Origin of the sequence: Curtobacterium sp. 314Chir4.1 (assembly GCF_900215175.1) — a bacterium.
In the GTDB taxonomy this organism is placed as follows: domain Bacteria; phylum Actinomycetota; class Actinomycetes; order Actinomycetales; family Microbacteriaceae; genus Curtobacterium; species Curtobacterium pusillum_A.
In genome coordinates this window covers 531,517-544,035 of the sequence record NZ_OCMI01000001.1, presented here as the reverse complement: position 1 = coordinate 544,035, position 12,519 = coordinate 531,517, and the positions used below count along the sequence as shown (strand labels likewise).

Here is a 12,519-nt window from a genome sequence, read left to right as displayed (position 1 = left end):
GTGACTCCCGACGCTAGCGCACGCGCGGTGGCTGCGGGTCGAAGTGGATCCGCGAGGCGGCACGCGTGACGTCCTGGGCTCGGGCCGTCCGGTCGTCGAAGTCGGCCCGGGCGGCGTCCCGCGCGACCTCCTTGTCGAGCAGTGCGGCTCGGCTGATCGTGTCGACGATCGTCGCGATGGCGTTCGACAGTCCGCCTTCGAGCTGGTCGAGGTTCGTGTGTCCGATGACGAGTCGACGGTCCTGCACGTCGAGCGAGACGTCGGGGTAACCGGCCGCTGCGAGCCGGGCGTGCCCGTCGGGGCCGCGGATCCCGGTGGTCTCGGCGGCGTCCGGCCGTCGGTTGAAGACGGCGGGGACGTCGTAGAACGTCGCGGCCTGCGGGGTGCCGAGGTCGACGGGGAGCCCGGAGGATTCCGCGGGCACACCCTGGTGACACCGTGGCGCCAGTGTGGGGCCACGCGATGTGCGCGCTCACAGTCTCGCGATCACGCCGATCACGCCGATCGCGTCACGCGGACCGCGTCGCGGCGTACAGGTCGCGGATCAGGGCTGCCTCGGCGGCGTGGTGCACGAGTTCGTCGACCACGTGCAGCACGAGGGACAGCCTCGAGTCGTCGGCGTACGGGCCGGCCACCGGCCCCAGCGGGTCGCCGGCCGTCGTCCCGAGGCCGCGTGCCAGGTCCGCGAACGCCGCACTCGCTCGGACGACCGCGGCGGTCGCGGCGTCTGCTCCGGCGGCTGCGGTGGTGGTCGGCGCGGCCGAGACGTCGGCGCCGAGCCACGTCCAGTTCCGCTCCTCGCCGAGCGCCGCGGCGACGTGGTCGAGCCGCCAGCGGATGGTCACCAGCCCGTCGCCGAGGACGGGCTGCCAGTTCCACTCGTCGTCGGTGAGTCCCACCATGCGGTCCTGGAGGCGCGCGGTCGCGTACTCCAGGAGGCCCACGACGTCCTCCACCGCGGTGGTCATCCCTGCTCCACGGGCCGGTAGACCGCGATCGGCGGCGCCTGGTCGTCGCCGTCGTCGTGGCTCTCGCCGGTGGCGAGCCAGGTCCGCCCCTCGTGCTCGATCGTCGTCGGCAGGTCCCCGTGCACGAGGATCCGCACCGCCGGCTCGTCGCCGTCGACGAGGTCGGCGCCGTGCGCCTCGGACCCGCCCGGGTTGTCGTGCACGTAGCTCATGGTCCGATCCAACTCCCGTGGCCTGGTAGAGTTCTGCTGTACGCGGATGTGGCGCAGTGGTAGCGCATCACCTTGCCAAGGTGAGGGTCGCGAGTTCGAATCTCGTCATCCGCTCGGACAAGCACGACAGCACGAAGGCCCCGGTCGGGAACGACCGGGGCCTTCGTCGTACCGCGACGGGCATCGCGGCCGGTGGAGCGGCCGACGTGCGCAGGATTCGGGTTCCCGCGCTCGTCGAACGCCGGGCCACCGTGCCCTCGGGACACGGCGGATGGGTGGTCCGCGCGTCCCGACAGAGCATCCGGAGCGACGGCCGCGTCGGATGGGGCGGCGGGGGAGCCGTGCGGTTTCCCGCACACTTCCCGCACGGATCGCGTCGAGCTCTTGTGCTCAGTCGATCGACGTGCTGACGGCCCGCGCACCGGGGAACCCCACCCAGCGTCGGTCCGGGCCGTCGACGACCGTGACGAGGGCCGTGTCGCAGTCCCGGCACCGCGCGACGGACCCCATCGGACTCGCGTGCACGCGGGTCTGCGCGAGGAGCCCGATCGAGCCGCACCCAGCGCAACGCAGGAGTGCACGAGAGGCGTTCGGACCGAGGAACTCCGCGAGGACCCCGGCCAACGCGTTGCCGTCGACGACGGTGGACATCAGCTGCCCCCGAACCGTTCGGCACGGACGTCGGTCGTGTCGTGGCCGAGTTCGCCGAGCCACCGCAGGACCTGCTCGACGAACGGCGTCGACCCGCAGACGTACACGAGGGCCCCGGTGTCGGGCGGGAACACCGCGGCGGCGAGGGTCTCCCGTGTGAGTCGTCCCGCCGGCACCGGTGCACCGTCGGGCGCGCGGCGGCTGTACACGATCGTGGTGTCGACACCGGCTGCTCCGGCGCGGGCGAGCTCGGTCCGGAAGAACACGTCCTCCGGCGTGCGGACCGCGTACAGGAGCCGGAACGGAGCGGCGTCGCCGGCATCGGCGTGGGCACCGGCGATCGCGGCGAGCGGGACGATCCCGGAGCCGCCGGCCACGAGCTGCACCGGGCGATCCGACACGCCCGGGCGCCAGACGAACCAGCCACCGAGCGGCCCGTGCACCTCGAGGGCGTCACCGACCTCGACCGCGTCGACCAGGAACGGCGAGACCTCGCCGTCCTCGACCCGGTCGACGGCGAGCACCACCGAGGTCGCCTCGCCCGAGGACGCGATCGAGTACGAGCGGGACGCCTGGTAGCCGTCCTCCGCGGTGAGCCGCAGGTCGAGGTGCTGCCCGGGGTCGTTGCCAGGCCACGTCGGGACCTCGAGGACGATGCGGCGCGCGTTCGGCGTCTCGGGGGAGACGGCGGCGACCGTCGCGGCGTGCCAGGCCGGCCGCCTGCGGACCGCAGCCGACCCAGGTGGGGTGATCCGTGCCTCCAGGCCGGTGTCGGGGAGCGTCACCAGTACCGCTCCTCCTTCCACGGATCGCCGTGCAGGTTGTAGCCCGCGTTCTCCCAGAAGCCGGGTTCGTCGTCGGACTGCATGACGATGCCGCGCACCCACTTGGCGCTCTTCCAGAAGTACAGGTGCGGCACGAGCAGGCGGGCCGGCCCGCCGTGCTCGGGCTCGAGCGGTGCTCCGTCGGCCTCGAACGCGATCCAGGACTGCCCGTCGAGCAGCTCGTCGAGGGGGACGTTCGTGGTGTACCCGCCGAAGCTGTGGACCATGCAGAATTCGAGCGAGGTCTCGACGTCGGCGAACAGCCGGTCGAGCGGGACACCGCGCCACGGCATGTCGAGCTTCGTCCAGTGCGTGACGCAGTGGATGTCGACGGTGACGTCCTCCACCCCGAGCGCCTGCACCTCGTCCCACGACCAGGTGTGCAGTCCGGACTCGGTGCGGATCGAGAAGCTCCACTCCGCCGGTTCGATCTCGGGGGTCGCTCCGGCGGACAGGACCGGCCAGTCCTGCACGAGCGTCTGACCGGGCGGGATGCGGGAGTCGTCCCGTTCGTGGCGTCGACCGCCGAAGCCCCTCGTGAACGTCGCCATCGGTGCTCCTCGCTCGTGTCCGGTGGTCCGATCCTGCCCCGCCGACAGCTCGCTCGTGTAACGGCTTGGTAAACGTTCGGACCGTCGACCGCGGTCCCCGCATCCGCAGACGTTCGCGGATCGACGGCGGATCCGTGCTCCGGCGCACACGTCACAGGACTTGGGGCCCGGCCAGATCCCCTCTATCGTTCACCGGAACGATTACCAGGAGGGGTCACCCCGAATGCAACCCATCGTCCCCGAACCCCGGAACGCCCGCGGCCCGAGCCGTCGAGCGCTCCTGACCGGCGCCGCCGGACTCGCCGGTCTCGGCCTGCTCACCCTGACCGGGTGCAGCTCCGGTGCCTCCGCCGGTACGACGTCACTGCCCGAAGCCGCCGCGACCGGCACCGCCCGGAACGGCGGTCGGCTCCGGATCGCGCGGCCGGCTGCATCGGCTGCCGAGACCCTCGACTCCGCCAGCTCGCTGTCGGCGTACGAGTACCTCGGCGCGCTCTACAACCGGCTCGTGAAGCTCGACCAGCAGGGGCAGACCGTCCCCGACCTCGCCGAGGAGTGGTCCGCGAACGCCGACGGCACCGAGTGGACGTTCCGACTCCGCCGTGGTGTCCGGTTCCACGACGGCTCCCGCTTCACCGCCGACGACGCGATCGCCAGCATCCGGCACATCCTCGACGAGAAGACCGGCAGCCCGCAGGCCGGTGTGCTCGGCGAGGTCATGGACGCGGCGTCGATGACCGCGGTCGACCAGTACACGCTCCGGTTCGCGCTCACGAAGCCGAACGCCGAGTTCCCCTCACTGCTGACCGCGTACCAGTGCTACATCGTGCCCGCCGGCGCGATCGCCGACATCGGCCGGACGGGCATCGGAACCGGTCCGTTCCGGCTGTCGGCCTTCACCCCGGCCGGGGCCGGCAGCGTCGAGGCGTTCGACGACCACTTCGCGGGGCGGCCCGCCCTCGACGGCATCGACTTCTACTCGATCCAGGACACGACGGCACGGGTGAACGCGCTGCTGGCGGGGCAGATCGACCTCATCTCGCAGACGAACCTCGACTTCGCGACGGCTCGGGTCGTCGCGGCCTCGGACCGTGCGACGATCGCCCGTTCGAAGAACGCGCAGTGGTACACGATCCCGATGCTCGCGACCTCGGACGAGTTCCGGGACCCGCGGGTGCGGCAGGCCATGAAGCTCGCGTACGACCCGCGCACGATCGTCGACACCGCGCTGCAGGGCACCGGGTCGGCCGGCTGGGACAACCCGGTCCCGCCGCAGCTCGCCGCCTTCGTCGACGACCACCGCGAGTACGACCCCGACAAGGCGAGGGCACTGCTCAAGGCCGCCGGTCGACAGGACCTCCGCGCGTCGATCTACACGTCGAGCTACGAGTCGGTGTTCACCCCGATGGCGGTCGCGTACCGCGACGCCGTCGCCGACGCCGGCATCCGCCTGACGGTGAAGAACGCGAGCTCCGACTCGTACTACACGCAGATCTGGATGCAGAAGCCGCTCATGGTGAGCTACTGGTTCACCGGCCGCCCGATCGACCAGCTGCTCAACCAGATCTTCCGCTCCGGCTCGTCCTACAACGAGAGCGCGTGGTCGAACGAGCGGTTCGACGGGATCCTCGACGACGCCCGCGCCGAGATGGACGACGCGAAGCGCCTGACGCTCTACCAGGACGCCCAGCGACTCGTCGTCGAGGACGGCGCGGACATGACCCCGATGTTCGGCGACCGCCTGGTCGGGCTGTCCCGCGACGTCGTGAACTACTCGGAGTACGGCTTCGAGTTCGACTACCTCCGGATCGGACTGCGCCGATGAACGTCCTCGTCCCCGTCCTCCGCCGGCTCGGCATCGCCGTGCTCACGGTCGTGCTCGCCTCGCTGTTCGTGTTCCTCGCGGTGCAGGCGCTCCCCGGCGACGTCGCCCAGCAACTCCTCGGGCAGAACGCCACGCCCGACGCGGTCAAGCAGCTCCGGGAGTCGCTCGGCCTCGACCAGAACGTCTGGCTGCGCTACCTGCAGTGGCTCGCCGGTGCGGTGCACGGCGACTTCGGCACCTCGCTCGTGAGCGGCGAACCCGTCGGCCCGACCCTGTTCACGGCGTTCCGGAACAGCATGCTCATCGCCGTCCCCGCGATGGTCGTCGGCGTCACGCTCTCGCTCACCCTCGGGGTCGTCGCGGGCGTCCGCCGCGGCCGGGTGTCCGACCGGGTGATCTCGATCGTCAGTCTCATCGTGATGAGCGTGCCCGAGTTCATGGTCGCCACCGTGCTCGTGCTCCTGTTCGCGATCGGACTGCCGCTGTTCCCCGCGGTCGTCCTGCGCGGCAGTGACGCGACGGTCGGCGAGCTCCTGCCGACGATCTGGCTGCCGATCATCGTGCTGACCCTGGCGATGGCCGCGTACATCGTCCGGACCGCCCGGTCGTCGACGATCGACGTGATGGCGTCCGAGTTCGTCACGACCGCGGAACTCAAGGGCCTGACGATGCGCCGGGTGGTGTGGAAGCACGCGGTGCCGAGCGCCCTGCTGCCGACGCTCAACGTCGTCGCCCTCAACGTCGCCTGGCTGCTCGGCGGCGTGGTCGTCGTCGAGAACGTCTTCAACTACCCGGGGATGGGCAAGCTCATGCTCGAGTCCGTCTTCAACCGGGACCTGCCGACGATCGAGGCGATCGCGCTCCTCAGTGCCCTCATCTACGTCGTGTGCAACCTCGCGGCGGACCTCGTCGCCCTGGTGCTCGACCCGAAGCTCCGCACGCGGCAGCGTCGGACGCGCACCCGGACCCGCACCCGCAGCACACGCTCCGCCCGGAAGGCAGCAGCATGACCGCCATCGCACCGCGTTCCCGGAACGTCATCGGCGCAGCCGTCGCCCCGCTGCGCAGCTCGACCGCGCTGAGCATCGGCCTCGGCCTCATCGCCCTCCACCTCGTGCTCGCCGTCCTCGCCCCGGTCATCGCCGGCCACGACCCGGTCGCGACGAACTCCGCCGACGTGCTCGCCGGCCCGACGTGGACGCACTGGCTCGGCACGGACCAGTACGGCCGCGACATCCTGTCCCGCACGCTCAACGGCGGCCGGTACGCGTTGCTCGTGACCTTCCTCGCGACGACCATCGCCGTCGCGGTCGGCACCGTGCTCGGCTGCGTCACGGCGTACGCGGACAACTGGTTCGACGAGGTCGTCATGCGGATCGTCGACGCGCTCCTCAGCGTGCCGTCGATCCTGGCGCTGCTCGTCGTCGTGACGGTGTTCGACGCCGGGCTCTGGGTGATCGTGCTCGCGGTCACCGTCGTCTACGCGCCCGCGGTCACGCGGGTGGTCCGCGGCGCCGCGAGGACCGTCATCACGCAGGACTACGTCACGGCCGCCCGGGCCCGCGGCGAACGGTCGATGTCGATCGTGTTCCGGGAGATCCTGCCGAACGTCCTCGACGTCGTGCTCGTCGAGTACGCGATGCGGGCGTCGTGGATCGTGCTGCTCGTGGCGTCGCTGTCCTTCCTCGGCTTCGGTGCGAACCCGCCGACACCGGACTGGGGCCTGATGGTCCAGGAGAACCGGACCGCGCTCACCGTCGTCCCCCTCGGCACGCTCGCGCCGATCGTGGCGCTGGCGACCCTGGTGGTCGGCCTCAACCTCGCGGCCGACGGGCTGAGCAAGTCGCTCGGTGTCGACCGTGCGACGAAGGGAGTCAGCGCATGAGCGTCGTCCAGGTCGACCGTCTCGCGATCTCGTACGCGGCGGGCAGGCGCTCCGTGCCGGTGGTCCGCGGTGTCTCGTTCGCCATCGAGGCGGGGCGCACGCTCGGTCTCGTCGGCGAGTCCGGCAGCGGCAAGTCCACCGTCGCCCGCACGCTCCTCGCGCACCTCCGCACCGGGTCGACCATCGAGCACGGCACGGTGCACGTCGACGGACAGGACGTCTTCGCGCTGTCGCCGTCCGGCCGCCGGGCACTCCGCGGCGGGACGGCGAGCGTCGTGGCGCAGAACGCCGGGCAGGCCCTGACGCCGTCGATGCGCGTCGGCGAGCAGATCCGCGAGGCGCTCCGCGCCCACGGCGAACCCGACGGCCCCGAGCGCGTGCTCGAACTCGTCCGACTCGTCCGGCTGCCGGCACCGGAGACGATCGTCCGCCGCTACCCGCACCAGCTCTCCGGCGGCCAGCAGCAGCGCGTCGCGATCGCGATGGCCGTGGCTGCCCGGCCGCGCGTGCTCGTCCTCGACGAACCCACCACCGCCCTCGACGTCGTCACGCAGGCGGCCGTCCTCGACCTCATCGCCGACCTCGGCCGCGAGCTCGGCATGGCCGTCCTCCTCGTCAGCCACGACCTCGGCGTCGTGTCCGCGATGGCGGACGAGATCGCCGTCATGCGCGACGGCGAGGTCGTCGAGCACGCCGCCACGGCGGCGCTCTTCGCCGCGCCGCAGCACGAGTACACGCGTGCCCTGCTGGCAGCGGTGCCGGACGGGCGACGGCCTGGGGCCACGTCGCCGGTTCCGGCGCGACGCGCCAGCGGCGGGACGGCCGTGCCGATGGGGAGAGGGACGGATCACGTGCCCGAGGACGCGACCATCCCCGGGACGGTCACCTCCAGATCGACCGGCACCGTTCCTCCCGTCCCGCTCGTCCGTCCCGTGGTGACCGCCCACGACCTGGTGATCCGGTACGGACGCGGCCTGCCGGCCGCCGTCGACGGCGTCTCCTTCACGATCGCGCCGCGCGAGACGCTCGCCGTCGTGGGGGAGTCCGGCAGCGGGAAGTCGACGCTCGCGACGGCACTGGCCGGCCTGGTGCCGACCGAGTCCGGCACGTTCGCGTTCGACGACGGCACCGTGAGCGGCGACCTGCGCGAGCCGATCGCTGGGCGGTCCCCGGAGCTCCGTCGTGCGGTGCAGCTCGTGTTCCAGAACGCCGACACCTCGCTGAACCCCCGTCGGACCGTCGGAGCGGCGATCGCCCGACCGCTCAGGCTGTTCACCGGTTCCTCGTCGCGGGAGCGGGTCGGCGAACTGCTCACCCGGGTCGGCCTCGGACCGGAGTTCGCGGAGCGGCTGCCGGCGCAGCTGTCCGGCGGGCAGCGACAGCGCGTCGGGATCGCCCGCGCACTGGCCGCCGAGCCGCGCCTGGTCATCGCCGACGAGATCACCACCGCACTCGACGTGCAGGTGCAGGCGGGCATCCTCGCGCTGCTCGCCGACCTGCAGCGGTCTCGGGGGCTCAGCTGCCTGTTCATCAGCCACGACCTCGCCGTCGTGCGCGGCGTGGCGGACCGCGTCGCCGTGATGACCGGTGGCCGGATCGTCGAGATCGGCCCGACCGAGCGGGTCTTCGGCGGACCGAACCACCCGTACACGACCACGCTGCTCGCGGCGACGCTCGAACCGGGCAGCACCGAGCTGCCCGACGTCGGCGACGGGGTTCCGCGCTGGCGGCACGCCGACGGCTGGACCGACCGCGGCGACGGACACCTGACCCGGAACTGGGAGGACGCATGACCGGCTTCACCGCACTCGGGGAGCACCCGGTGCTCCCCGACGGCGTGACCGTCCGCGACGAGTGGATCCCGATGCCGGACGGCGTCCGGCTGCACACCCGGATCTGGTCGCCGACGGCGCCCGACGGGCCCGTGCCGGTGCTGCTCGAGTACCTGCCGTACCGGCTCGACGACTGGACGGCGCCCCGCGACTCCGAGCGGCACCCCTGGTACGCCGCGCACGGGTACGCGTCCGTCCGGGTGGACATCCGTGGCACGGGGTCGTCCGACGGTTTCTTCGACGACGAGTACAGCGAGCAGGAGCTCCGCGACGGTGAGGCCGTGATCGCCTGGCTCGCCGAGCAGGAGTGGTCGACGGGCGCCGTCGGCATGTTCGGCATCTCGTGGGGCGGCTTCAACGCGCTGCAGCTCGCCGCCCGGGCGCCCGCCGCGCTCAAGGCGATCGTGACGGTGTGCTCGACGGACGACCGGTACGACAACGACGTGCACTACGTCGGCGGTGCGGTGCTCGGCATCGACATGGCGGCGTGGGGCGCGACGATGTTCGCGTTCAACTCGCGGCCGCCGCGGCCCGAGGTCGTCGGTGCCGACTGGGTCGAGCGGTGGCGAGCCCGGCTCGACGCGAACCGCCCGATGACCCCGGTGTGGCTCGCGCACCAGGAGCGCGACGACTACTGGCGGCACGGCAGCGCCGCCGAGGACTCCGGGAACATCGGGGCCGCGGTCCTCGCCGTCGGCGGCTGGGCAGACCCGTACCGCGACGCCGTGCTCCGACTGGTGTCGAACGTGCAGTCCCCGGTCAAGGGCATCGTCGGGCCGTGGTCGCACCAGTACCCGGATCGTGGACTCGCCCCCGGTCCGTCGATCGGCTTCCTGCAGGAGACCCTTCGGTGGTGGGACCGCTGGCTGCGCGGGGTCGACACCGGCGTGGAGCAGGAGCCAGCACTCCGGGCGTGGATCAACGAGGGCGAGCCGCCCGCGACGTCCTACGAGACGCGCCGCGGCCGGTGGGTCGGCGCAGAGGCCTGGCCGTCGTCCGCCACCACGACCCGCACGGTTCCGCTCGCCCAGCTCCGCGGTGGGGCGGACGGTGCGGTCGTCGTCCGGTCGCCGCAGCACACCGGTGCCGACGCCGGACGCTTCTTCCCGTTCGGCAACGCCACCGACCTGCCGCCGGACCAGCGCGCCGAGGACGGCCGCTCGGTCTGCTTCGACCTGCCGCTCGACGAACCCGTGGACGTGCTCGGCAACGTCCTCGTGGGGTTGTCGATCACGAGCGACCAGTCCCGGGCGACCCTGACCGTGCGCCTGTGCGACGTGGCGCCGGACGGCTCGTCGACCCTCGTCACCCGCGGGGTGCTGAACGCCGCCAAGCGGGACGGGATGGACCGGAACGACCCGCTCGAACCCGGCGTCCCGGCGTCGCTGGCCGTCCGACTCGTGTCGACCGGCCACCGGTTCGCCGCCGGACACCGGCTCCGGATCGCCGTGTCGACGTCGTACTGGCCGTGGGTCTGGCCGCACGGGGTCGCGCCGAGCGTGACGATCGACCCGACCGGCTCGCACGTCGAGCTGCCGGTGTGGACGCGGAGCACCGACGACGGTGTGCGGTTCGAGCAGCCGGAACGCTCCGAGCCGCTCGCGATCGAACGGGTCGCGTCGACCGAGGTGCTGCCGCAGCGCACCGTCACGCACGACGTCGAGACGGGGGAGTGGACGCTCGACGTCGACCCCGGGTACGGCGGCGGACGGGTGTACCCGGACGGACTCGTGTTCAGCGAGGACGCCCGCGAGACCTACCGCATCCGCTCGGACGACCCGGGTTCCGCCGTCGCCACGTCACGCTGGGCGATCGGGCTGGCGAAGCCCGAGTGGGCGGCACGGCTCGAGACCTCGTCCGAGGTCACCGCGGACGCCGACGCCTTCCACGTCCGGAACACCGTGCGCGCCTGGGCCCGCGACGGTGGGCTCGACGTCCCGGAGGTCCTCGTCGCCGAGCACACCTTCACCGACGACGTCCCGAGGACCTCGGCGTGAGCAGCACGGGGCCGGCACGGGTGCGGCAGCGCCCCGAGGTCCGTCGCGCGATGATCGTCGAAGCGGCACGGGCGGTCATCGTCCGGAACGGCGTCGGCGCGACCGGCCTGCGGGACATCGCCGCCGAGGCCGGGGTCTCCGTCGGCACCGTGACGTACCACTTCGGCAGCGTCGCGGAGATCCTCAACGAGGTCGTCGTGCTCGAGACCGAACGCTTCTACGGCGCGATCGTCGCGGCGGTCGACGCCGAGCCCGACCCCGTGGCGGGCCTGCGCATGCTCGTCGAGCCGCTGTTCGGCGACACCGAGCAGGTCCGGCAGCACTGGCGGATCTGGTCGGACTACTGGACCGCGGTCGTGCGGCGGCCCGAGGTCGCGGCCGAGTACGCCGAGCGCATCCGCGTCTGGGAGGCCTGCCTGGTGCGGGTGGTCCGCCGCGGCACCGAATCAGGGGTGTTCGTCCCGGCGGACGCACCCGAGGTCGTCGCGCTCAAGCTCGCGGCGTACAGCGACGGGGTCGCGACGCAGATCGCCCAGGGCGTCCCGGACCTGACGAACACGGTGGCGCTCCGGTGGATGTGGACGTTCCTGTCGCACGAACTCGGTGTGTCCGCTGCGGGTATCGGTGGAAGCGACTCGGAGCCCTTGTGATGAGGTAAGGCTTCCCTTACCGTTGGACCATGGCACGGACCCGGCGACAGCCCAGCGAACGCATCCTCATCGCCGGCGGCGTCGACGACATCCCCGAGATGACGCGCATGCTCGCCGACCTGCCCAAGAACGCCTACGGCCAGGTCTTCGTCGAGGCCGCCCTCGCCGAGCAGGTCCGCACCCTCCCGGCGCCCCCGCGGGTCACGGTGACGTGGTTGCTCCGGAGCGCCCGGACCTCCGCGGTGGCGCCCCTCGTCTTCGCCGACCACGGTGAGGCCCTCGCGCACGCCGTCACCGGCTGGGCGGCCGAGTGGTGCGTCGCCGACTGCGAGCCGCGCACGAGCGTCTGGATCGGGTGTGCGGACAGCCCCTGGGTCGAGCGTGCACGGTCGGTCGTGCAGATCGAACTCGCCGACGCAGGGTTCGACACGCTCGTCGGCTGACCAGGTTAGGTCAGCCTCCGCTTCCTTGCGGCATACAAAAGAAGCGGGCACTGTTGTCACCATCGGTTGCACGCCACTGGACAGGACAGGCCCAGCGGACCGGTGTAGCCACGAGGCAGGAGGAACCGACATGACCAACACCACGAGCACCACGCCCACCACGTCCCCGTTCTCGACGACGCCGGAGCTCGCCGCCGGGGTCGCTCAGTTCCTGGCCCCCGTCGTGATCGATCTCGAAGCGCTCGTCGTCAACGGCAAGCAGGCCCACTGGCACGTGCGCGGCCGGAACTTCGTCGGCGTCCACGAGCTCCTCGACACCATCGTCGAGCACGCCCAGGAGTGGGCCGACCTCGCCGCGGAGCGCATCGTCGCCCTCGGCCTGCCGGTCGACTCCCGCATCGCGACCGTCGCCGCGAACACCACGATCCCGCCGCTGTCCGAGGGCTTCCAGAACTCCGACGTGACCATCACCGAGGTCATCGCCGAGATCGACGCCGCGCTGCTGCAGGTCCGTCGCGCCGTCGAGGGCCTCGACGAGGTCGACCTCAACAGCCAGGACGTCGTCATCGAGATCGAGCGCGGCCTGACCAAGGACCGCTGGTTCCTGCAGGCGCACCTCGCCGCGTAGACGCGACCCAGACCGGACGGGAGGCGCGGTGCCAGCTGGCACCGCGCCTCCCG

At 72.0% G+C, this 12,519-nt stretch carries 14 protein-coding genes and 1 tRNA gene; 9 read left to right on the top strand and 6 right to left on the bottom strand.

Features of this window, described 5'->3' with window-relative positions; all coding sequences use genetic code 11:
* Nucleotides 1–13 precede the first annotated feature (13 nt).
* The 3 genes from CRP27_RS02490 to CRP27_RS02480 all read right to left on the bottom strand — a co-directional run bounded on the left by CRP27_RS02490 (nt 14) and on the right by CRP27_RS02480 (nt 1,180).
* Nucleotides 14–424, bottom strand: a complete 411-nt coding sequence (locus CRP27_RS02490) for a hypothetical protein (RefSeq protein WP_097179161.1) — start codon at nt 422–424, stop codon at nt 14–16.
* Between the two features lie 85 nt (nt 425–509).
* The gene (locus CRP27_RS02485) at nt 510–968 is read right to left on the bottom strand and encodes a DinB family protein (protein WP_097179160.1); all 459 of its coding nucleotides are present in this window, start codon (nt 966–968) and stop codon (nt 510–512) included.
* Nucleotides 965–1,180: a hypothetical protein gene (locus tag CRP27_RS02480; RefSeq protein WP_097179159.1), complete on the bottom strand. Its 216-nt coding sequence runs from the start codon at nt 1,178–1,180 to the stop codon at nt 965–967. The genes CRP27_RS02485 and CRP27_RS02480 overlap by 4 nt, the downstream gene beginning before the upstream one ends.
* A 42-nt stretch (nt 1,181–1,222) precedes the next feature.
* Here CRP27_RS02480 and CRP27_RS02475 point away from each other — a divergent pair.
* A tRNA-Gly gene (locus CRP27_RS02475) sits at nt 1,223–1,294 on the top strand.
* Between the two features lie 276 nt (nt 1,295–1,570).
* Here CRP27_RS02475 and CRP27_RS02470 read toward each other — a convergent pair.
* The 3 genes from CRP27_RS02470 to CRP27_RS02460 are packed head-to-tail and all read right to left on the bottom strand — an operon-like array spanning nt 1,571 to nt 3,206.
* Complete coding sequence (locus CRP27_RS02470; RefSeq protein WP_097179158.1) at nt 1,571–1,831, bottom strand: DUF6510 family protein; 261 nt, start codon at nt 1,829–1,831, stop codon at nt 1,571–1,573.
* Nucleotides 1,831–2,616 carry an FAD-binding oxidoreductase gene (locus CRP27_RS02465; RefSeq protein ID WP_097179157.1) on the bottom strand — a complete coding sequence of 262 codons (786 nt, stop codon included), beginning with the start codon at nt 2,614–2,616 and terminating at the stop codon, nt 1,831–1,833. Before CRP27_RS02465 ends, CRP27_RS02470 begins: the two co-directional genes overlap by 1 nt.
* Nucleotides 2,613–3,206: a molybdopterin-dependent oxidoreductase gene (locus tag CRP27_RS02460; RefSeq protein ID WP_097179156.1), complete on the bottom strand. Its 594-nt coding sequence runs from the start codon at nt 3,204–3,206 to the stop codon at nt 2,613–2,615. The genes CRP27_RS02465 and CRP27_RS02460 overlap by 4 nt, the downstream gene beginning before the upstream one ends.
* A gap of 223 nt (nt 3,207–3,429) precedes the next feature.
* On the opposite strand from CRP27_RS02460, the gene CRP27_RS02455 reads away from it, so the two are divergent.
* From CRP27_RS02455 to CRP27_RS02420, 8 genes are all read left to right on the top strand, one after another.
* Entirely contained in the window at nt 3,430–5,031 is a 1,602-nt protein-coding gene (locus CRP27_RS02455; RefSeq protein ID WP_097179155.1) for an ABC transporter substrate-binding protein, read from the top strand.
* Nucleotides 5,028–6,041, top strand: a complete 1,014-nt coding sequence (locus CRP27_RS02450) for an ABC transporter permease (RefSeq protein WP_097179154.1) — start codon at nt 5,028–5,030, stop codon at nt 6,039–6,041. Before CRP27_RS02455 ends, CRP27_RS02450 begins: the two co-directional genes overlap by 4 nt.
* The gene (locus tag CRP27_RS02445) at nt 6,038–6,916 is read left to right on the top strand and encodes an ABC transporter permease (RefSeq protein ID WP_097179153.1); all 879 of its coding nucleotides are present in this window, start codon (nt 6,038–6,040) and stop codon (nt 6,914–6,916) included. The genes CRP27_RS02450 and CRP27_RS02445 overlap by 4 nt, the downstream gene beginning before the upstream one ends.
* Nucleotides 6,913–8,709 carry an ABC transporter ATP-binding protein gene (locus CRP27_RS02440; protein ID WP_097179152.1) on the top strand — a complete coding sequence of 599 codons (1,797 nt, stop codon included), beginning with the start codon at nt 6,913–6,915 and terminating at the stop codon, nt 8,707–8,709. Before CRP27_RS02445 ends, CRP27_RS02440 begins: the two co-directional genes overlap by 4 nt.
* Nucleotides 8,706–10,745, top strand: coding sequence for a CocE/NonD family hydrolase (locus CRP27_RS02435; protein WP_097179151.1), 2,040 nt, complete (start codon nt 8,706–8,708; stop codon nt 10,743–10,745). Before CRP27_RS02440 ends, CRP27_RS02435 begins: the two co-directional genes overlap by 4 nt.
* Nucleotides 10,742–11,395 carry a TetR/AcrR family transcriptional regulator gene (locus tag CRP27_RS02430; protein WP_255257402.1) on the top strand — a complete coding sequence of 218 codons (654 nt, stop codon included), beginning with the start codon at nt 10,742–10,744 and terminating at the stop codon, nt 11,393–11,395. The genes CRP27_RS02435 and CRP27_RS02430 overlap by 4 nt, the downstream gene beginning before the upstream one ends.
* 29 nt (nt 11,396–11,424) lie before the next feature.
* A complete protein-coding gene (locus tag CRP27_RS02425; RefSeq protein ID WP_097179150.1) occupies nt 11,425–11,838 on the top strand; it encodes an SIP domain-containing protein in 414 nt (137 codons plus the stop codon).
* 130 nt (nt 11,839–11,968) lie between these two features.
* Nucleotides 11,969–12,466 carry a Dps family protein gene (locus CRP27_RS02420; RefSeq protein WP_070418937.1) on the top strand — a complete coding sequence of 166 codons (498 nt, stop codon included), beginning with the start codon at nt 11,969–11,971 and terminating at the stop codon, nt 12,464–12,466.
* The last annotated feature ends 53 nt before the right edge of the window (nt 12,467–12,519 follow it).

What these genes read in the sequence shown, in the direction of transcription:
- CRP27_RS02485 (WP_097179160.1), bottom strand. Translation starts at nt 968, where the DNA reads ATGACCACCGCGGTGGAGGACGTCGTGGGCCTCCTGGAGTACGCGACC.
- CRP27_RS02480 (WP_097179159.1), bottom strand. Translation starts at nt 1,180, where the DNA reads ATGAGCTACGTGCACGACAACCCGGGCGGGTCCGAGGCGCACGGCGCC.
- CRP27_RS02470 (WP_097179158.1), bottom strand. Translation starts at nt 1,831, where the DNA reads ATGTCCACCGTCGTCGACGGCAACGCGTTGGCCGGGGTCCTCGCGGAG.
- CRP27_RS02460 (WP_097179156.1), bottom strand. Translation starts at nt 3,206, where the DNA reads ATGGCGACGTTCACGAGGGGCTTCGGCGGTCGACGCCACGAACGGGAC.
- CRP27_RS02455 (WP_097179155.1), top strand. Translation starts at nt 3,430, where the DNA reads ATGCAACCCATCGTCCCCGAACCCCGGAACGCCCGCGGCCCGAGCCGT.
- CRP27_RS02450 (WP_097179154.1), top strand. Translation starts at nt 5,028, where the DNA reads ATGAACGTCCTCGTCCCCGTCCTCCGCCGGCTCGGCATCGCCGTGCTC.
- CRP27_RS02445 (WP_097179153.1), top strand. Translation starts at nt 6,038, where the DNA reads ATGACCGCCATCGCACCGCGTTCCCGGAACGTCATCGGCGCAGCCGTC.
- CRP27_RS02440 (WP_097179152.1), top strand. Translation starts at nt 6,913, where the DNA reads ATGAGCGTCGTCCAGGTCGACCGTCTCGCGATCTCGTACGCGGCGGGC.
- CRP27_RS02435 (WP_097179151.1), top strand. Translation starts at nt 8,706, where the DNA reads ATGACCGGCTTCACCGCACTCGGGGAGCACCCGGTGCTCCCCGACGGC.
- CRP27_RS02425 (WP_097179150.1), top strand. Translation starts at nt 11,425, where the DNA reads ATGGCACGGACCCGGCGACAGCCCAGCGAACGCATCCTCATCGCCGGC.
- CRP27_RS02420 (WP_070418937.1), top strand. Translation starts at nt 11,969, where the DNA reads ATGACCAACACCACGAGCACCACGCCCACCACGTCCCCGTTCTCGACG.